At 69.7% G+C, this 19437-nt stretch carries 17 protein-coding genes and 1 pseudogene; 4 read left to right on the top strand and 14 right to left on the bottom strand.

Annotated features, from left to right (window positions below; genetic code table 11):
- The first annotated feature begins 6 nt into the window (after positions 1–6).
- A complete protein-coding gene (locus JNB_RS14405) occupies positions 7–672 on the top strand; it encodes a class I SAM-dependent methyltransferase (protein WP_237700661.1) in 666 nt (221 codons plus the stop codon).
- Here the strand turns inward: JNB_RS14405 and JNB_RS14400 are convergent.
- The 10 genes and pseudogenes from JNB_RS14400 to JNB_RS14355 all read right to left on the bottom strand — a co-directional run bounded on the left by JNB_RS14400 (position 665) and on the right by JNB_RS14355 (position 11460).
- Positions 665–1420 (bottom strand): SDR family oxidoreductase, encoded by a 756-nt coding sequence (locus tag JNB_RS14400; RefSeq protein ID WP_009777230.1) that lies wholly within the window; start codon positions 1418–1420, stop codon positions 665–667. The two genes, JNB_RS14405 and JNB_RS14400, sit on opposite strands and share 8 nt — an antisense overlap.
- A 14-nt stretch (positions 1421–1434) precedes the next feature.
- Entirely contained in the window at positions 1435–2124 is a 690-nt protein-coding gene (locus tag JNB_RS14395) for a histidine phosphatase family protein (RefSeq protein WP_009777229.1), read from the bottom strand.
- Positions 2121–3233: pseudogene (locus JNB_RS14390) on the bottom strand (phosphotransferase family protein). The gene JNB_RS14395 and the pseudogene JNB_RS14390 overlap by 4 nt, the downstream one beginning before the upstream one ends.
- Complete coding sequence (locus JNB_RS14385; RefSeq protein ID WP_009777226.1) at positions 3226–4017, bottom strand: SDR family NAD(P)-dependent oxidoreductase; 792 nt, start codon at positions 4015–4017, stop codon at positions 3226–3228. The pseudogene JNB_RS14390 and the gene JNB_RS14385 overlap by 8 nt, the downstream one beginning before the upstream one ends.
- Positions 4014–5282 (bottom strand): acyl-CoA dehydrogenase family protein, encoded by a 1269-nt coding sequence (locus JNB_RS14380; protein WP_009777225.1) that lies wholly within the window; start codon positions 5280–5282, stop codon positions 4014–4016. The genes JNB_RS14385 and JNB_RS14380 overlap by 4 nt, the downstream gene beginning before the upstream one ends.
- Before the next feature lie 207 nt (positions 5283–5489).
- Positions 5490–7622 (bottom strand): molybdopterin-dependent oxidoreductase, encoded by a 2133-nt coding sequence (locus tag JNB_RS14375; RefSeq protein ID WP_009777224.1) that lies wholly within the window; start codon positions 7620–7622, stop codon positions 5490–5492.
- Positions 7623–7625: 3 nt separating this feature from the next.
- Positions 7626–8438 carry a crotonase/enoyl-CoA hydratase family protein gene (locus JNB_RS14370; RefSeq protein ID WP_009777223.1) on the bottom strand — a complete coding sequence of 271 codons (813 nt, stop codon included), beginning with the start codon at positions 8436–8438 and terminating at the stop codon, positions 7626–7628.
- Positions 8435–9307 (bottom strand): cobalamin-binding protein, encoded by an 873-nt coding sequence (locus tag JNB_RS14365; protein WP_009777222.1) that lies wholly within the window; start codon positions 9305–9307, stop codon positions 8435–8437. The genes JNB_RS14370 and JNB_RS14365 overlap by 4 nt, the downstream gene beginning before the upstream one ends.
- Positions 9308–9311: 4 nt before the next feature.
- Positions 9312–10493, bottom strand: coding sequence for an MFS transporter (locus JNB_RS14360; protein ID WP_009777221.1), 1182 nt, complete (start codon positions 10491–10493; stop codon positions 9312–9314).
- Between the two features lie 25 nt (positions 10494–10518).
- On the bottom strand, positions 10519–11460 hold the full coding sequence (locus JNB_RS14355) for an ArgP/LysG family DNA-binding transcriptional regulator (RefSeq protein ID WP_009777220.1): 942 nt from the start codon (positions 11458–11460) through the stop codon (positions 10519–10521).
- Positions 11461–11666: 206 nt separating this feature from the next.
- Here JNB_RS14355 and JNB_RS14350 point away from each other — a divergent pair, with 206 nt between their 5' ends.
- Positions 11667–12632, top strand: coding sequence for an NADPH:quinone oxidoreductase family protein (locus JNB_RS14350; RefSeq protein WP_009777219.1), 966 nt, complete (start codon positions 11667–11669; stop codon positions 12630–12632).
- A gap of 88 nt (positions 12633–12720) precedes the next feature.
- On the opposite strand, the gene JNB_RS14345 is transcribed toward JNB_RS14350, so the two are convergent.
- Entirely contained in the window at positions 12721–13902 is a 1182-nt protein-coding gene (locus JNB_RS14345; protein WP_009777218.1) for a DUF4185 domain-containing protein, read from the bottom strand.
- Positions 13899–15878 carry a YhgE/Pip family protein gene (locus JNB_RS14340; protein ID WP_009777217.1) on the bottom strand — a complete coding sequence of 660 codons (1980 nt, stop codon included), beginning with the start codon at positions 15876–15878 and terminating at the stop codon, positions 13899–13901. Before JNB_RS14340 ends, JNB_RS14345 begins: the two co-directional genes overlap by 4 nt.
- A 79-nt stretch (positions 15879–15957) precedes the next feature.
- Here JNB_RS14340 and JNB_RS14335 point away from each other — a divergent pair, with 79 nt between their 5' ends.
- The gene (locus JNB_RS14335; protein ID WP_009777216.1) at positions 15958–16539 is read left to right on the top strand and encodes a TetR/AcrR family transcriptional regulator; all 582 of its coding nucleotides are present in this window, start codon (positions 15958–15960) and stop codon (positions 16537–16539) included.
- A 6-nt stretch (positions 16540–16545) separates the two neighbouring features.
- Here JNB_RS14335 and JNB_RS14330 read toward each other — a convergent pair whose 3' ends face one another.
- Positions 16546–17580 carry a helix-turn-helix transcriptional regulator gene (locus tag JNB_RS14330; protein WP_158306144.1) on the bottom strand — a complete coding sequence of 345 codons (1035 nt, stop codon included), beginning with the start codon at positions 17578–17580 and terminating at the stop codon, positions 16546–16548.
- A 131-nt stretch (positions 17581–17711) separates the two neighbouring features.
- On the opposite strand from JNB_RS14330, the gene JNB_RS14325 reads away from it, so the two are divergent.
- A complete protein-coding gene (locus tag JNB_RS14325) occupies positions 17712–18377 on the top strand; it encodes a hypothetical protein (protein ID WP_009777214.1) in 666 nt (221 codons plus the stop codon).
- Positions 18378–18386: 9 nt separating this feature from the next.
- Here the strand turns inward: JNB_RS14325 and JNB_RS14320 are convergent, their stop codons facing one another.
- Positions 18387–19430: a DNA polymerase IV gene (locus JNB_RS14320; RefSeq protein WP_009777213.1), complete on the bottom strand. Its 1044-nt coding sequence runs from the start codon at positions 19428–19430 to the stop codon at positions 18387–18389.
- Positions 19431–19437 lie beyond the last annotated feature (7 nt).

The raw sequence follows: 19437 nt of genomic DNA, 5'->3' as shown, positions 1-19437 counted from the left end.
GGGCCCGTGCCTTCTCTCTCTGATGACCTCGGCCAGCCCGGCGTGCAGCGTGCCTACGACACGGTGGCGGGGACCTATGCCGGCCACTTCACCGACGCCAGCGCTGAGTCACCGCTGGACCGCGCCATGGTCGATGCCTTCGCGGCTGCGGTGACCGACACGGGCGATCCGGGGCCGGTGCTCGATGCGGGCTGTGGCGCCGGGCGGATGAGCCGCTATCTCGCCGACCGTGGGTGCGAGGTCCAAGGCGTCGACCTCTCGCCCGGCATGGTGGAGATGGCCCGGCGCGACCACCCGGACCTGGGGTTCTCGGTGGCCTCGCTCACCGATCTCCCCTTCCCCGACGACACCTTCGCCGGCGTCATGGTCTGGTACTCCGCGATCCACACGCCCCCGCAGGGCCAGCCACAGATCTTTGCGGAGGTCGCGCGCGTCCTCAGGCCCGGCGGCCACTTGGTGATTGGGCTGCAGTCGGGACAGGGCACGCAGGACGTCTCCGCGGCATACGCCAAGTTCGGTCACGACATCGAACTCGAGCGCTACCTCTACACGGCCGACGAGGTCGCTGCCCTCGCCGCGGACGTCGGGCTCACCGAGGTCGCCCGCATGGTCCGCCGCCCACGAGAAGGAGAGCGCGACGACCAGGCCGCCCTCCTCGCCCAGCTCAGGTGAGCTTGCGGACGACACCCAGCGGCAGGTGACGCATGGCGGTGCCGAGCGGCTTCCACGGCCAGGCCGGGACGCGTGCCGAGTCGACGCCCTTCTCGATGGCCTCGACGATGCCACGCACCCCCGTCTCGGTGTCGACCATGAACTTGGTCTGCTGCTCGACCTTCTCGTTCATCTCCGAACGGATGTAGCCGGGGTAGATCGTCGTGACGGTGATGTCGAGGTCGGGCTTGCCGAGCATCTCGGAGCGGATCCCTTCGGCGAGGGCGGCAACGCCGGCCTTGGTCGCGGCATACGTCGTGATGGTCTTCGGCATCCCGCGCATGGCCGACATCGAGGAGATGACGACGAGGTGGCCGCGCTTCTTGGCGCGGAAGATCTCCATGGCCGCCTCGCACTGGGCGAGCGCGCCGATGAAGTTCGTCATGGCGGTTGCCTTGTTGGCGGCATAGCCACCGACGCCGATGGGCGCTCCCTTGCCGAGACCGGCGTTGACGACGATGCGATCGACGCCGCCGAGCTCATCCTCGAACTCGCGGAAGACGCGGAAGACCGCGTCGTCGTCGGTGACGTCGAGCGCCTTGACCGCGACCTTGCGACCGGGGTGCGCAGCGGTGATCTCTGCGGCGAGCTCGTCCAGCCGCTCGGTGCGACGGGCACAGAGCGCGAGGTCGTTGCCGGCGGCGGCGAGCTGTCGGGCCATCTCGGCGCCGATGCCCGAGCTGGCGCCCGTGATGAGGGTGGTGGTCATGAAAAGGGTTCTCCTCAGCGAGTGGTGAGCAGGTCAGGGGTGCGTTCGAGGTGGGAGGTGTCGTTGAACGTGCGCAGGGTGGGACCAGTCGCACCCACGGACAGAGTGGTCAGCGAGGCGTTCGCAATGACTCGCTGCAGCTGCGTCCAGACGGGCGCGCCCCCACCGAGCAACGACGCCGCCACCCAGGAGATCGCTCCGGCGGAGCTGACGACGACGACGGTCTCTCCGCGCCCGAGGTTCTCCTCGACAGGCGGCAGCCCGGACAGGACGCGTTCACCGAAGTCGGCAAACGGTTCGTCGTACTCCTCGGCGTGCTCCCCCGCGACCCAACGTTCGGTGGCCACGGCATACATCTCGTCAAAAGCCTTGTGCGGGCGCAGAGTTCGCGCCAGGTCCGCCTTCATGAGCGTGAGGGACCGATAAGCCGGTTTGTATGCCGTGAGGATCGCCGCGTGTCCGTACTCGTTCCACGCACTGTCGGTCGCCGGTTCGATCTCCCACCCAGCGCCGGCGACGACGTCGGCCGCCGTGTCACGCTGACGGCGCATCGACCCGCTGATGACTCGCGTCGGGACGATGCCGCGTTCGGCGAGCTCACGCCCCACGACCTTGGCCTGCTCGTGCCCGAGGTCCGACAGCTTGTCGTAGTCCTTCTTGCCCCATGACGCCTGGCCGTGGCGGACGAGGATGATCCGGCTCATCGGCGACCGGCTCGACGGTGCTGACGCAGCAGCACGCGACACCGCAGGTCGAGGTAGAGGACGAACCAGCGCATCCGCTTGGCCTGCGGGTTCGTCGTCTCCCCGCGATAGGTGCGCAGGTAGATCTGCTGGGCGATGACGGCGAGGCGGAAGAGCCCGAACACCTCGTAGAACGCCCACCGCTCCGCGTCCATCGGGATGCCCATGCGGTCGCAGTAGTAACGGACCGCCTCGATGCGCGTGAGCATCCCCGGTGTGTGGGTCGGCTGGAGCCGCAGCGCCCTGGCCACCGGGTCGTCGCTCGCCTGGACCCAGTAGGCCATGGCTCCCCCGAGGTCCATGAGCGGGTCGCCGACTGTCGCCATCTCCCAGTCGAGGACACCGACGATGCGAGTCGGGTCGCCCTCGGCCAGGACGAGGTTGTCGAAGCGGAAGTCGTTGTGGATGAGGACCTGGCCGGAGTCGGCGGGGCGGTTGGCCTCGAGCCACTCCATGACCGACTCGAAGGACCCGACGTTGGGGGTGCGCGCCTTGCGGTAGCGAGCCGACCAGCCCTTGACCTGACGGTCGACGTAGCCGTCGCCCTTGCCCAACCCGTCGAGACCAGCGGCTGCGACATCGACCCGGTGAAGGTCGACGAGAGTGTCGAGAGCCGTTGTGGCACAGCAGGTTCACGTCCGTCACTGCGACAGACCCAGTGAGGCCGGGATGTCGCGACGCAGGATCGTCCCGACGAGTCGCTCCATGACATAGAACTCGGAGCCGATGACCGACTCGTCACCGCAGTAGGCCACGATCGTCGGCACCTGGTCGTAGACGTGACCGAGCGACGCCTGGATGTCGCTCTCGCGGCGCATGTCATGAGCGCCCTTGGCCTTGGTCCCGCCGGGCGGGCGTCGCAGGATGAGGTCGCGGGTCGGGTAGCGCAGCAGGTAGGTGAGGTTGGACGCACCACCCTTGAACTGCCGCACCTGCGGTGTCGCGTCGAGCCCGGGCTCGTCGGTCGTGTGCTCGCGCAGCCAGGCAGCGAGGGCCTCGACGTCGAAGGCGTCTTCGTCCCGAACGGGGACGGCGTTGCTCGGGGTCGATGGCGCCGAGGCGTCAGGCATCTCGGACCTTGCGCGCCAACCGTTGGCCGGCCTTCTTCATTGCTGTGTCGTATGCCGGCCGCACCAGTCGCTTGGTCCAGAAGGCCTGGTGGCCCAACCGGTCGGTGAGGATGATCCGTTTGTGGCTGTCGATGCCCTTGAGCACGATGGCCGCGATCTCGTCTGCCGTCGCGGTGGCCTTGGTGATGAGCTTGAGAGCCGTCTCCTCCATCGCCGTGTCCTTGCCCTGCAGGGACTCGTGCAGGTTGGTCTTGAAGAACGCAGGGCAGATGGCCGAGACGTGGATGTTCCACGGTGCGAGCTCGTAGCCGAGCGTCTCGGACAACGCGACCACGGCGGCTTTGGCGGCATTGTAGGAAGACATGCCGGGGCCGTGGACGAGCCCGGCCAGCGAGGCAGTGTTGACGATGTGGCCGGACTTCTGGTCCTTGAAGAGCGGCGTGAACGTCTGGCAGCCCCGGACCACACCGAGCAGGTTGATGTCGAGGACCCGCTCCCAGTCGGAGATCGATTCGACGTCGATGCGCCCACCGGTGGCAACCCCGGCGTTGTTGACGAGGACGTCGAGCCCGCCCCAGAGGTCACGGACGTGGGTGAGGGCGGCGTCCCAGTCCTGCTGGCTGCGGACGTCGACCCGGAAGTAGCCGATGTCGCCGGGCACGGAGTCGGGCTTGGTGTCGGCGAGGTCGACGACGAGGACCTGGTCCCCGCGACCCGCGAACGCCTTGGCCAGGGCCAGACCGAGGCCAGAGGCCCCGCCGGTGATGAGGACGCGACTGCTCATGAACGGCTGGCCTTCTCTGCGTAGGGGTGAAGGAGGATGCGCGCGATGACGCCGAGGTGGACCTCGTCCGGGCCGTCGGCGAGGCGCAGTGAGCGGGCGTTGGCGTAGGCCGCCGACAGCGGGAAGTCCTCGGACATGCCGGCGCCGCCGTGGATCTGGATCGCCATGTCGATGACATCGCACGCCATCTGCGGGACAGCGACCTTGATCTCGCTGACCTCGCTCATCGCGCCGAGGCCGCCGACCGTGTCGAGCTTCCAGGCGGCGTGGAGCACCAGCAGCCGGGCCTGGTTGATGGCGATGCGCGCGTGGGCGAGACGTTCGCGGTTGCCGCCGAGGTTGGCGATGGGCTTGCCGAAGGCCGTGCGCGACGTGGCGCGTTCGCAGGCCAGCTCCAGGGCGCGCTCGGCGAGCCCGATGAGGCGCATGCAGTGGTGGACGCGCCCAGGCCCCAACCGTCCCTGGGCAATCTCGAAGGCTCGCCCGGGTCCGGCAATGATGTTGGTGACCGGGAGTCGCACGTCGGTGAGGGAGACCTCGCCGTGCCCGATCGGCTCGTCGTAGTGGCCGAGCGCCGACAGCATCCGCTCGACCTTGACCCCCGGGTGGTCGAAGGGGACAACGACCATGGAGTGGCGTGCGTGCCGCGACGCCTCGGGGTCGGTGACGCCCATGAAGATCGCGACCTTGCAGTCGGGGTTGCCCACTCCGGTGGACCACCACTTGCGGCCGTTGAGGACGACTTCGTCGCCGTCGATGGTGGCCGTCGCCTCCATGTTGGTCGCGTCGGAGGACGCCACGCCGGGCTCCGTCATGAGGAACGCGCTGCGGATCCGCCCGTCCAGCAACGGTTCCAGCCACTCCGACTTCTGCTCCTCGGTGCCGTACTTGAGCAGCACCTCCATGTTGCCGGTGTCGGGCGCATTGCAGTTGAAGACGAGCGGCGCCGAGAACGAGCGGCCCATGGCCTCGGCGATGGGTGCGTAGTCCGAGTTCGACAGACCGGTGCCGCCATCGGTGCCGAACTGCGCGGCATACGGGCCCTCGTGGCCGGCAGGGAGGAAAAGGTTCCACAGGCCCTGTGCGCGCGCCTTGCCCTGCAGCTCCGCGAGGAGCGGGTGCGCGGGCCAGGGGTCCTCACCGGCAGCTCGGCGGGCGGCGATGTCGGCGGCGATGACTCGCTCGGCCGGCTCGATCTCCGTGTCGATGAAGTCCCTGACGCGTTGGGCCAGGTCGAGAGAACGCTCCGACGATGAGAAGTCCATGACCCCAACCTAGGTGAGCGTCCGCTTAGCCGGAAGAGGGGACCCTCTCGGAGGTTGTGTCCGTGCGGGGCACGAAGACGAAGGTGCATGGCGTACGTGCAGGTCCGGCGTCTTTGTGCCCGAGACGGTCAGCCGTTCGCGATGTCCGTGCGGGGCACGAAGATGCACCCGTCCTTGTCCGTGCGGGGAACGAAGAAGGGGCGAAGGTCAGTGCTTCGCCGACATCGCAGCCGGGGTGACAACGACGGGTATGCCGTTGAGCACGGCGTTGCCCGACACACCTTCGACTCGGGCCGGGTCGGTGAGGTCATTCATCGTCACGCCGGGGACCTCGACGGCGTTGGACAGGCGCACGCCGGGACGGCGATGACCGTAGCCGTGGGGCAGTGACACGACACCCGGCATGACCTCGTCGCTGGACTTGACCTCGACCTGGAGCGACGAGACCTCGGAGGCGACCGTGACGAGCGACCCGTCCGTGATGCCGCGGGCGGCAAGGTCGTCGGGGTGCATGAGCAGCTGGTGACGCGGCCGGCCGCGGGTGAGGCGCGTCGTGTTGTGCATCCACGAGTTGTTGTCGCGTTGGTGGCGCCGCCCGATGAGCAGGAGGTCGTCGCTCAATGCGGCGGCGCGCATCTCCGGCAGCCGGGCACGCAGGGCGGCGAGCCCGGAGGTGAGGACGGTCGGGGTGAGGGCAATGCGATGGTCCTGCGTCCGAAGGCGATCGGGGAAGCGTGGTTCCAGGGGTCCGAGGTCCACGCCACCCGGAGTGCGCGCCAGCTTGCGGACCGACAACCCGCGTCGGGTGCTGCGGAGCAGGACATCGATCGACAGCCGCGGGGATGCCGCCAGGCGGATCCTCTGCTTGAGCGGGAGTCGGCGACCACGGCGACGCGCCAGCGCGAGCACGAGGTCGCGGGCGATCTCCCAGTCGTGCCGTTGGTCGGCGCCTCGAGGGAAGAGGGCCGAGGACCACCGAGTGGTGTTGCGCACGGCGAGCGTGTGGAAGATCAGGTCGTAGTGGTCGCGCTCGAGTGGTCCGGTCGGCGGCAGGATGACGTGCGCGTTCCGGGTGGTCTCGTTGATGTAGGGGTCGATCGCCACGACGGCCTCGAGCTCGGCCAGACGATCCGCGAGCCGGGCACCTGCTGGGGTCGACGACACCGGGTTGCCAGCCACCGTGATGATTCCGCGGATCGCGGGGGCCGGCCCTGCCATCTCCTCCGCGAGCACCGACACCGGCAGCTCTCCGCCAAACTCCGGCAGTCCCCGAACACCGGAGGTCGTCCGTCCACGGTGTCCGCGACCGACGAGACCACGCTCGATGATGTCGATCGCTGGGGACGTGAACATCGTTCCGCCGGGCCGGTCGAGGTTGCCGGTGATCGCCATGAGGCACTGGATCGCCCACTGGCACACGACCCCGAACTCCTGGGTCGAGACCCCCATGCGCCCGTGAACTGCTGCCCTTCCCACGGCAACGTCTCGCGCCAGATCGCGGATGGCCTTCGCCGCAACGCCGCTCACGGACTCGGCGAGCTCGGGCGTGAAGTCCGCGACCGCAACCCCCAGCTCGTTGAGGTCATCGACATAGGCAGCAGGCCGGGCCAGTCCCTCGGTGAGCACCACGTGCACGAGGGCCAGGAGCAGCGTCGCGTCGGTCCCCGGCCGCACGAAGTGGTGTTCATCGGCCATGGCTGCCGTCTCGGTGCGACGCGGATCGAGGACGACGAGTCGCCCTCCGCGAGAACGCAGCTCACGCAAACGCCCCGGGAAGTCAGGCACGGTCCACAGCGATCCGTTCGACGCCATCGGGTTGGTACCGACGAGGACGAGCAGGCGCGTGCGGTCGATGTCGGGCACGGGCAGGAGGAACTGGTGGCCGTACATCGCCCACGCCACGAGGTGGTGCGGCAGCTGGTCGACACTCGTGGCACTGAAGACGTGCTTGCTCCCCAGCGCCCGCGGGATCGCGGTCCCGTGAGTCAGCGCACCGATGCTGTGCACGTTGGGATTGCCGAGATAGGTCGCGACGGCGTCACGACCGTGCCGCTCCTGCACACCGCCCAGCAGCTCGGCCGCCAGGTCGATGGCCTCGGGCCACTCGACCTCCACCCAGTCGTCGCCCACGCGCTTGACCGGTCGACGCAACCGGTCCGGATCGTTGTGGAGGTCCTGCAGCGCAACGCCCTTGGGGCAGATGTGCCCGCGCGACAGCGGGTCCTCGGCATGGCCCTTGATGCTGACGATCTCGGACCCCCGCACCTGCACCTCGAGACCACACGACGCCTCGCACAGCACACAGGTGATGTGCCGGGTCTTCGTGCCGTCGTTGGCCATCGCTCAGCCTCTCGGGTTGATTCCGGCACGAGGCTGGTATGCCGGTGCCTCACGTTCCGCGTTCGCGCGCTGGGCCTCGGCGTGGTTGGCGCCCATGAGGAGGCGGGCCTGCTCGAGCCGCTCCCACAGGAAGGTGCGGCGGTCACTGGCGGACCAGGTCCGGTTGAAGAGGCGCTTCGTGGCGGCGACGGAATCCGGGGAGCGCTCGGCGATGGCGGACGCGAGAGCCAGCGCACCGGCATACGGGTCGATGTTCTCCTGCGTCGCGAGGCCGAGCCGGACCGCTTCGGTGCCCGAGATCATCTCGCCCGTCATCGTGAGGCGCTTCGCCACGTCCATCCCGACCTGCTGCGAGAGCGACTTGATGCCGGTCATGTCGGGGACGATGCCCCACTTGGCCTCAAGGACGCTCCACCGGGCGTCGGGGGTGGTGATGCGGAAGTCCGCCGCGAGCGCGATCTGGACGCCTCCGCCGAGGCAGTGGCCCTGGACCGCAGCGATGACCGGGACCGGCAGGCGGCGCCAGGTCCAGCAGGCCTCCTGGAAGAGGTTGGTGCCGCGCCACGGACGGGGCGCGAAGGCCGCGGCGACCCGCTTCGGCTCGCGCATGACCGTTCCGAAGTCGAGGCCCGCGCAGAACGCGTCGCCCTCACCGGACAGGATCACGGCGCGCAGGGTGCGGTCGGACTTCAGCCGCTGCGCCGTCGAGATGAGCTCGCCAAGGGTGTCGAGCGTGAGCGCGTTGAGCTTGTCGGGACGGTTGAGGGCGACGTGGGCGACGCCGTTCTCGATGCGGGTGGTGACGAGTTCGCTCATGCCCCGAACTCTAGGCCCGAGGCCGGACCGTGGAGGAGGGCCGCCAGTTCCTCGACACCATCCACGAGGCGGGTGCCCGGCCGAGCCCACGACGCGTCGGCGTCGACCGCGTGCACGAGCCCGGGCAGATCAAGCGCGTCAGCGATGCCCTGGGCGCCCGACCGGTCGAATCCGCAGGGAGCGACCACGAACACCTCGGGTGCGGCGGCCTCGATCGACTCCCACGTCACCCGGGTCGACTTCGCGCCCGGCCGGGCGAGCACGGGTTCACCACCAGCGATCGAGATCATCTCGGGGATCCAGTGGCCCGGCGCATACGGCGGGTCGGTCCACTCGAGGAACATCACCCTGGGCCGGCGCCGCCCGGCCACCCGCGAGCGCACTGCGTCGAGGCGCGTGCGCTGCCCGCTGACCAACGCCTGCGCTGACGCCTCGTGGCCGGTCGCCCGACCCAGCTCCACGATCGAGGCGAACACCTCATCGAGAGTGTGTGGGTCGAAGGTCAGGACGTCCGCGGTGCACCCCAGATGGGCGAGAGCCTCGTCCACCAGCGTCACGTCGATCGCACACACCGCGCACAGGTCCTGGGTCACGACGAGGTCGGCATCGAGGTCCGCCAGGGCTCCGGCGTCCAGGTGGTACAGGTCCTCACCACGGGTGACCGCATCGACGACGAACGCGTCAATCCCAGCCGGCGACAGCCCCTCTGGCATGGCCGATGTCGACACGATCCGACGGCTTCGAGCCTGCTCCGGGTAGTCACACTCGAACGTCACCCCGACGACGGCGTCACCCGCGCCGATGGCGAAGAGGATCTCCGTCGTCGACGGCAGCAACGACACGATTCGACTCGGCTGCACGGGAGTCATCGACTCAGGCGGTGGCAGGGCGGGTGTCGGCGCGGTGCTTGAGCAGGCTCAGGCCGAGGACGCCAGCGCCCAGGACGGACAGACCGGCACCCACCCAGCTCGGTGCGGTGTAGCCCAGTCCGTTGGCGATGACGATGCCACCGAGCCACGCACCGAGTGCGTTGGCGGTGTTGAGGGCGGCGTGGTTGCTGGCGGCGGCGAGGGTCTGCGCCTGGCCGGCGACCTGCATGAGCCGCAGCTGGAGGTTGACAACGAGGATTCCGGCGAGCACCGACGAGAGGAAGTAGAAGAAGATCGCCGTCGGCCACCACTGGGCGGTGAGGGCGAACGCGACGAGGTTGATCCCCATGCCGACGCAGCCGATGGTGATGGAGCGCAGGACCGACCACTCCGCCAACCGACCGGCGAGCGGGGTGCCGACGAGCCCACCGATGCCGGCCGCAAGCAGGAAGATCGGGACCGCGCTGGCGTCGAGCCCGGTGACGTCGGTGACCGTCGGCGCGATGTAGCTCGCCATCGCGAACATGCCGCCGAAGCCGATCGCCCCGACGAGGAGGGTGAGCGCCACCTGGGTCGTCGCGAAGCCCTTGAGCTCGCTCTTGATCGTGCTCGCGAGGTTGCGCTCGATGTGCGGGATGTAGGCGATGAGCAGGCCGATCGTCACGAGGCCGAGCACGGCCACGAGCCAGTAGGCCGTGCGCCAGCCATAGTTCTGCCCGAGCCAGGTCGCGCCCGGCACGCCGGCAACGTTGGCGATCGGGATGCCGAGCATGACGCGACTGACGGCGCGCCCCGCCTGACCCTTCGCGGCCAGGTCCACAGCGACAAGTGCGGCCACTCCGAAAAAGGCCCCGTGCGGCATACCTGCAACGAAACGAGCCACGAGGAGCCAGTTGTAGTCCGGGGCCAGGGCGGTCCCGATGTTGCCGATGACGAAGGCGACGGTGAGCCCGATGAGCAGGGCCTTGCGCGGCCATGTGGCCCCGAGCATCGCGAGGAGCGGGGCACCCACGACGACGCCCGCGGCATACGCCGAAATGCTGTGGCCCGCCGTCGGGATCGAGACGGAGACGCCTTCGGCGATGTCGGGCAACAGGCCCATCGTGACGAACTCGGTCGTGCCGATGGCGAAGCCACCGACGACGAGCGCGATGGTGGCAAGGAGGGCATGACGAGGAGGGGGCACGAAGACTCAATCTACGAGGCGGGCGTCACATTCCCTCATGCGCGCCGACGAGCGGACGGGAGGGCAGGGAAGGGGGAGCGTGGACCCCTGCCCGGAGGGGACGCAGGCCCACCCTGGCGGCCTCGACGACGGCGTCGTTGAGGCGTTCGAGGCGGTGCGACGGGACCTTCCAGACGTGCCAGTGCAGGCCGACATCAACGACCTCGTCGGTGAGGGTGACGACCCGGCCCTCCGCGAGGTCATCCCCCACGCTCGACTCGGGGACGAGCAGCCATCCCATCCCGGCAAGGAGTGCTGCCCTCAGCCCCATCGCAGACGGAATCTGCGAGGCCGGGGATGCCGTCGACCAACCACGCGCTGCCAGGAACTGACCCTGCGCGTCGTCATGGTCGCCATAGCCCAGGACGGGCATCTCCTCCCAGTCGATGGCCCCACCGGGCAGGGTGAACCGGGCGGCCAGCGACGGCGACGCGACCGGGAGGTAGCGCATGACGCCGAGGGGGAACGACCGACACCCGGGGACCGGTTCAGACTCGGCGGCGACCACGGCGGCGACCTCGCCCTCGCGAAGCAGGGCCAGGGTGTGGTGCTCGTCGGCGATGGAGAAGCGCAGCCGCGTGTCGGTCCAACCGGCAGCGGCCTCGAGCAGCCTCACGAGCCAGGTGTCGAGGGAGTCGGCGTTGATGGCCATGCGGAGGGCAACGGGCGCCTCGCGCGTCATCCCGAGGAGGTCGTGCGACTCCTCCTCGAGCAGCTCGACCTGGCGGGCGAGGCGCACCAGCACGGCCCCGGCCTCGGTCGCGGTGCACGGGTGCGCGCGACGCACGACGACCTGACCCACGCTCGACTCGAGCGCTCGAACCCGCTGGCTGACCGCCGAAGGGGTGAGGTGCAGCGTCCGGGCGGCCGATTCGAAGCTGCCGGAGTCCACGATGGCTGCAAGAGCGCGAACCTGATCGAGGTTCATGAATGCATCTCACCACCGTTCAGCAAGTTTCGTTGGACGGTTCGGGGAACCCGGCCTTACGTTCGGTGACGATCGCAAGCCTCGTGACCTGCACCAACGGGCCTCGAGGCCGATGCCAGGGAAGACCGGCGAGGGCTCACCGCTCCGGCTGACGGTGAGCCCTCGTCGTCTCCCCACAGGTTGGCTGTCGCCCTAGGATCGCCAGCATGCGTGCAGCCCAGGTGACCCGGCTCGACGGACCCGACGCCGTGGAGGTCGTCGACGTCCCCTCCCCCGACGTGCCGGACGGGCAGGTCCTGATCGATGTCGCAGCGGCCGGTGTCTCGTTCCCGGACGTGTTGCTCTCCCGCGGCGAGTACCAGATGAAGCCTCCCCCGCCCTTCGTCCCGGGCGCCGAGGTCGCGGGTGTGGTGCGGGTCGCGCCGGCTGGAAGCGGACTTGAGGTCGGTGACCGCGTGGCCGCCTTCCCGTTCCTCGGCGGGTTCGCCGAACAGGTCGTGTGCGATCCGGCCTTCGTCTTCCCCCTGCCCGAGAACGTGACCTTCGAGCAGGGCGCGGCCTTGCCGATGAACTACCTCACCTGCCACTTCGCGCTGCGCCAGCGTGGACGCCTCGCCGAGGGTGAGAAGGTCCTCGTCCACGGCGCCGCCGGCGGCATCGGCACCGCCGCGATCCAGCTCGCCAAGGCGTGGGGTGCCACCGTGTATGCCGTGGTGTCGGATGACGCGAAGGCGGACGTCGCGCGTCAGGCGGGGGCGGACGAGGTCGTGCTCGCCGAGGGCTTCAAGAACGCGGTCGCCGAGCTCACCTCAGGGCATGGCGTCGACATCGTCGTGGACCCGGTCGGCGGCGACCGCTTCACGGACTCGCTGCGATCTCTGGCGCCCTTGGGACGGCTGCTCGTCATCGGCTTCACCGCGGGATCGATCCCCGAGGTCAAGGTCAATCGGTTGCTGCTCAACAACATTGACGTGGTCGGTGTCGGCTGGGGCGCGTTCTGGACGGGGCGACCCGGCTACATCCGCAAGCAGTGGGACGACCTCGTTCCGCTCCTCGAGGCGGGCCAGCTCGACCCGGTGATCGGCGAGGTGCGTGACCTCGGCGAGATCGGCGCCGCCCTGCTCGACATCGACGAGCGCCGCGCCACCGGCAAGATCCTCCTCACCCCCTGACCCCCCAATTTTCGACTTCGTGCCCCAAACGGACACGTCGAAGGAGGTGCGGCCGACGGACGTGTCCGTTTGGGGCACGAAGTCGGTTTCAGGGTCGGGTGATCTCGGCGAACTTCGGCCGGCCGATGACCGGGTTCTTCCTGAGCCGGGCCAGGTCGGTCGTGTTGCGCGAGATCGACACGAGCAGCTTGCCGTCGGCCAGGGGGACCTCCGGGTGCGCGAGCGGCGCATAGGCGAACTCGTCCTTGCCCGTGAGGAACGGAGCCTCCAGGGCAGCACTGCGCTCCCACGGCCCGATCGGCGTCGGAGCAGTCCAGGTCGCGACCGTCGAACCGAGGTCGCCGTCCTTCTTCGACACCGCCACGAACTCCCCGTCGATCTCGTCCACCGACAGGGTCTGTGACACCCCACCGTCGGCGGCGATGACCGGCGTCGCCTTGCCCGGGTCGGCCTGCCAGATCGAGCCGTTCCAGAACTGCCACGTGCCCCTGTCGTCCGCGGTCGCGACGGCACTGCGACCGACCCGGAGCGAGCGCCCGAATGCCGACCCCTTCGGCAGCTCGGTCCCGTAGACGTAGATGTAGCCGCCAGACACCATCGACGCCGAACCCCAGTTGACCTGGCTCGCGCTCTCGACGTCGGGCGTGAGGGTCAGGATCTCGTCGAGCTGCGGCGCCCTCCCCGACTCGACGGTGAACGTCACGGCATCAGATCCGAGATAGCGGAAGTCCCACGTGTCGGCGGTGGTGCTCCTGCGAATCCGAGCGGTGAAGATGACGATCTTCTCGACGCCGGCGTCCTCGACGACGGTCACCGACATCGGCCAGCGCACGATCCCTGGTGCGACGTCGGGGATGATCGGGCCGCGCGCCGTCGCCATGAGCTGGCTGAGGCACAGCCCCGACGTGACGAGCATCGAGTTGGCGACCAGGCCCGGCCCGACACCCGAGCGCCGGATCGTGTCACCGAAGATCCACACCAGCCGCCCGTCCTTGAGGCGGGCACTCGCGCCGATGTCGCCCGCCTGCCAGTAGGTCAGATCCGCCTGCGACACAACAGAATTCAGCTGGGCGACCGTCGGCTTGATCGCCCCCTCCGCCGGAGGAGCGGGACAGTCCACCGACATCGTGTATGCCGCCCGCTCGCCTTCCGAGTCCTCTCCCGTCCCGCTGCTCGACCGGCCGGGCAGGGCGGAGCATCCGCCGACGACGAGCGCCGCGGAGGTGACAGCGGCAGTCGCGGCAGCGGCGGCATACCGGCGTCGTCTCATGCGGGGACGGGTTCAGCCGGCAACGAGCGGTTGCGGAGGTGGATGCGTCGGGCAGCCGCGGTGGAGAGGAGCAGCGCCCCGCCACCCCAGGCGAGGAGCACAGCCACGTCGACGCCGAGGTGCATGCCCGGTCCGCCATAGGCGAGGGCTCGGAGCCCGTCGACGGAGTACGACATGGGCAGCACGTGGTGGAGCGACTTCAGCGGCCCGGGCAGCGTCTCCCACGGGAACGTGCCGCCGGCGCTCACGAGCTGGAGCACCATGAGGATGAGCGCGATGAACTGGCCACTGTCGCCGAGTCGGGCCATGAGGCCGTGGATGATCGCCATGAAGCTCATCGAGACCAGGACCATGAAGGCGAGCATCCACCACGGGTGGGCGAGGTCGATGCCGACGGCGAAGCGGACGATGCCCCACGTGAGGATGGCCTGGCCGACGCCGATGATCGCGGGAGCCAGCCAACCACCGAAGGCCACGGGAACGACGGCCCACTTGGTGGTGATGGCCTCCTCGACGAGTGGCCGGGCCCGCGTGAAGAGGGTGAAGCCGCCGATCCAGAGGGCGAGTGAGAGGAAGAAGGGAGCGAGTCCGGCGCCGTAGGAGCCGGCCTTCGCGAGCGCCTCGGACGTGATGCCGACGGGAGCGCCGATGGTCTGGGCGACCGCCTTGCGCTGGGCGGCGGTCGGGTTGGGGATCTGTTTCGCGCCGGCGGCCAGCGACGTGCTCAGCTCGGTCGCGCCGGTGTCGAGCTTGGCGAGCCCGTCGTCGAGTGCGCCTGCACCCTTGGCAAGCTCGTTGGCTCCGGCGAGGGCCTTCTGCTGGCCGGTGTTGAGGTCGGAGGCTCCGGTGGCAACCTTCTTGCTGCCAGCGGCAGCCGAGTCGATGGCGGTCTCGAGCTCGGTTGATGCCGAGGCGAGCTGGGCGGCGCCGGTCGCAACCTGGTTGGCGCCGGCCGAGAGCCGGGTCAGGTCCTTGGACGCCGACTGGAGCGTGGCGTTGGCCTCGGCCACGGGGGTGCGGAGCTTGGCGGTCTCGGCAAGGACGGACTGGATCTGCTCGTCGGTCAGGCCTGCGGCAGAGAGCCGGGCCGGCAGGGTCTTGTCGAACGCACTCAGGTCACTCGTGAGCTGGGTGCCGGCCGCAGCAGCCTTCTGACCGGCGGCAGCGACCTTGGCGTTGCCGTCGGCGACCTGCTGGGCGCCGTCGGCGAGCTTGGCGGTCTGCCCGGGCAAGGCGTCGGTCTTGGTGTCGAGGGTCGCGAGCCCGCTGCTCAGGTCGCCTGCACCAGAGGCCAGCTGGGCAGTGCCGTCAGCGAGCTGTTCCTGGCCGGCGGCGAGCTCCGTGCTGCCGGAGCGGAGCTTGCCCGACCCGACGTGGGCGTCGTGGATCCCGGTGGCCAGCTGCCCGGCGCCGGTGGCTGCTTCGGTGATCTGGGCGTGGATCGTCGTGAGCCCACCGAGCATCTCGCTCGCCGCCGTGCGACTGACCTGCTCGGCCACCGAGACCTGCACCTGGTCGACGACGCGCTCGGCGATGGTGCCGGCGAGGTAGTTGGTCGCGTCGTTGGTCTCGATCTGGAGGTTGGCGCGGCGCGGGGTGAAGTCGGCGCTCGAGGCAAGGTCGGAGGAGAAGGTCGCGGGGACGGTGAGGATGAAGGCGTAGTCGCCCTCGGCGAGGCCGTGCTTGGCGTCGGCCTGGTCGACCTGGTGCCAGTCGAGGTCGTGGGCCTTGAGCAGGGTGGCGGCCACCTCGTCGCCGACCTGCAGCTTCTCGCCATCGGCCAGCGTGGTGCCGCGGTCCTCGACGACGACCGCGGCGGGCAGCCCCTCGAGGTTCGCGTAGGGGTCCTTGTTGGCGTAGAGGTACAACCCGGCATACAGGGACGGCACGATGAGCATCGCCGCGAGCGCGACCTTGGCGAAGGTCGTGTCGGTGAGTCGACGGAGCTCGGTCAGTGCGACGCGGAGTGCGGTCATGGGGTCCTCAGACGTTGACGATGGTGTCCATGCTGGCGTGGTACTTGTGCGTACCATTGTGGTACGTTACCGTACCAGCATGACCTCCCCCGCCGCCACTCGACTGCTCGACGCCCTTGGTGAAGCCATCGTCGAACAGGGTCTGGCCAACACCACGGTCGCCGACATCGCCCGCATCGCCGGGACGAGCAAGCGCACCTTCTACGAGCACTTCGCGACCAAGGACGAGGCGTTCCTTGCCCTGTATGCCGCCCGCTCCAGTGATCTCCTCGCCGCCATCAGTGCCGTGGTCACCGACCCATCGGCACCGATCGGGGACCAGATCCGGGCCGGCGTCCGGGCCTACCTGAGCCACCTCGCGGCCACTCCGGCGCTCGCCCGCGCCCACATGCTCGAGGCGCACTCCCTCGGGCGACTCGGCCTCGAGGCGCGCCGAGAGCTCATGGACCACCACGCGGCCTACCTGCGAAGTGTCGTGGCCAGGGCCCGGGAGAACACACCCCACCTGCGCGAGCTCAGCGTGGCCGACTCGGTGGGAGTCGTCGCCGGGCTCACTGAGCTCACCCTGCGGGCAGCGCTCGACGATGACCGGCTCGACGCACCCAAGCACGTCCGCGCTGCCGTCGCCTTCGTCACCGCGTTCGTCGCGCCTCGCCTCTGAGCCGGCTCAGGACCCGACGAGCTGGTCGCCGCGCTGGGTGCGCGAGTAGACCACCGAGCGACCGCGCCGACGCCCCTCCACGAGACCTGATCGCGCCAGGATCCCGAGGTGGTAGGACACCGTCGCCTGCGACCAGCCCGAGGCGCGTGCCAGCCGTGACGTCGGCCCGGGCTCGGCGAGCAGGGAGAGCAGGACGGCCCTCGTCTCGCCGATGAGCTCGCGCAGCTCCGGCGGCGCGGACACCGTGGGCGGACCGCTCAACGACGCCGTGCCCCGCGCGGGATACGTGACGCGCGGCGGGTCGGGATCCTCGGCCGAGAAGATCACGCCGCGCTGGCTCGAGCAGGGCAGGAGCAGCAACCCGTCGTGCTCCCAGTCGATGTCCCCGTCGAACGGTCGGTCGAGGACGACCCCGTTGCCGTCCCACGCCATCGACGGGTCGAGGTCGTCGAGCAGGGCCGTCGACCCTTCCCGGACCATGCGATCGCCGCGATAGGCGATGTCGTCATCGAGCACGGCCCGCACGTCCGGCCAGTCCGTCGCCAGGGCGACGTCGAACCAGGCCCGCATGGCTTCCGCCGCGGCCTCTGCGAGCACGCCATGGCCCTGGCGGAGGAGGTGGGAGACGCTGGCCGGCAGCGGCCGACGCCACTGCACGTATGCCTCTTCACTCGCGAACTGCACAACGACGTCAGGGCGCACGGGCCGTCCGTTGAAGCCGATGTCGAGGTGGTAGTCGACCGTGTCGGCATCGGTCGCGGCAATGGCGTCGACGAGCTCATCGATGCCGACCGACCGCCCAGCCGGAGCGGGCGTGAGGAAGTCCGGCGCATAGGCACGGCTCGATCCGGCGAGATCGGTGAGCAGGGTGAGCAGGGCCGGGTCGACGCCGTCCGCTGCCCGCTCCAGCCACCGAGTCACGTGCCGGGGTGGTCGTGGCCTCACCTGCCACGCGAGCGCCGAGAGGATCTCCGGGGCGGGCGACACCGCAAATCGGGTGCGTCCCAACAGTTCTGCACTCATCGGGATCCGGATTGCCACGTCCCGCAGTCTCGCACCGGCTGTCGAGTGCGCCCGATGAATTCGACGGCGTTCGAATCGTTCGCCCCCTGCGGAGACACGGGGCGAAGGTCGCATCGGCAGCGGTCGCTGCCCCACGAGAGGAGAACGTCATGTCCGAGAAGCCCAGCCCTTCCTTCGCTCCGGGCCGCCGCGCCCTGCTGCGCGGCGGTGCCGCCCTGGGGACCGTCGCCACCCTGGGGACCGTCGCCGGCGCACCAGCCCACGCCGCGACCACGCGTCAGCCGGTGCTCGTCGGTGCCAACCCGGGAATCCAGCACTACGACGCCGAAGGTGCGTGCACGGCATACGCCTCGGTCTGGAAGGTCGACTGGTCCACCCACGGATCAGGTGCTGCGCTCATCCTGGCCACGACGGACAGCCTGACGATCGTGTCGGAGCAGCGCGAGCTCGCGCAGTGGTTGTGGAGCGACTACACGCGCTACTTCGGCGAGATCGGCGAGCTCCCGCCCCTGCCCGAGCCGAAGTTCCGTCGCCAGCACGTGGGCATCGACATCGACCTCGCGACCGGCCTCGTGGCCCGCGCCGGCGACATCACCGTGCGGATGAACGGCGTCCTCGACCGCCGCTGGGTGGACGTGCCCGAGTTCGAGCTCGGCGGCCGGATCGAGTCGCTGAACTTCGTCGTCGCGCCCTGCGGCGACGGGTCGATCTCGGTGGCCGGGCACCGCCTGCCCGGAGCGGTCGTCAACTACAACACGCCTGCCAAGCCGTGGACCTCTGCCTACCTGAGCAAGGCCGAGGTCTGGCGCGCCTGACGGGTCAGGTCAGGGGGCCGGCAGTCCGAACGTCACGCCGACCATCGTCACGCCCCGGCCATCTTCTTCGTATGCCGTCCGCTCCAGTGCCGCGAGCGCGGCGCCGATGAGGGTGGCCGGGTCCCGTGTGGGCTCCCCGAGCGCGCCAGGCACCACCACGGCGTGGTCGTCGTCGTAGCGGAGGTGGACGTCGAGGCGAGTGGCGGGTCGCGGGTCGTCGCCGAGCCGGTTCAGGGCGCGAATCACGTTGTCGCGCAACGCCTCCTGCACGGTCGACCGCTGCCGGGTCGAGCGGCCCAACGAGCGTTGGGACGAGATCGACTTGCGCGCCGTGGGGAGCTTGATCGTCGCGTCGTCGACGCCGTCCCGGATGGCGATGAGGTTCTTGGCCATCGCCTTGGCCACCCGTCGCTCGACGAGGCCGTCCACGGTCCAGCCGGCCAGGTCAGCCACGAGCACCACCCCGGCGTCGTGGAGCTTGTCGGTCGTCATCGGCCCCACACCCCACAGGTCAGCGACGGGCAGGCGTGGCCGCACCCGCGCCTCCGTCTCGGCATCGACGACGACGAGGCCATCGGGCTTGGCTCGTCGGCTCGCGAGCTTGGCGAAGAGTTTGGCCCGCGCCACGCCACACGACACCGGCAGACCCAGCTCTCGATGCGCCCGCGCCCGCAGCTCCCCCGCCAGGCGGCCGGCCTCCTCGACCGACCCGCCATCGAGGGCGGACACGTCGAGGAAGGCCTCCTCCATCGACCCCGGCTCGACGAGGGGCGTGAGCTCCCGGAACAGCGCCATGAGGTCGGCGCTCGCCGACTCGTACGCCTGCGCCCTGAACGGTGCCACGAGCAGCTCGGGCCAGCGACGCACGGCCTGGAACAGCGGCATACCCGCATGGACGCCGAGCGCTCGCGCCTCGTAGGACGCACAGGCGACCACCTGCGGACCGACGACCATCGGCCGCCCGCGCAGGTGCGGGTGATCGCGTTGCTCGACCGAGGCGAAGAACGCGTCGGCGTCGGCATGGATGAGCACGCGCTCCACGCTGCCACCCACCCCCGAC

Origin of the sequence: Janibacter sp. HTCC2649 (assembly GCF_000152705.1) — a bacterium.
GTDB lineage: Bacteria > Actinomycetota > Actinomycetes > Actinomycetales > Dermatophilaceae > Knoellia.
This window is presented reverse-complemented; position numbering and strand designations above follow the sequence as displayed.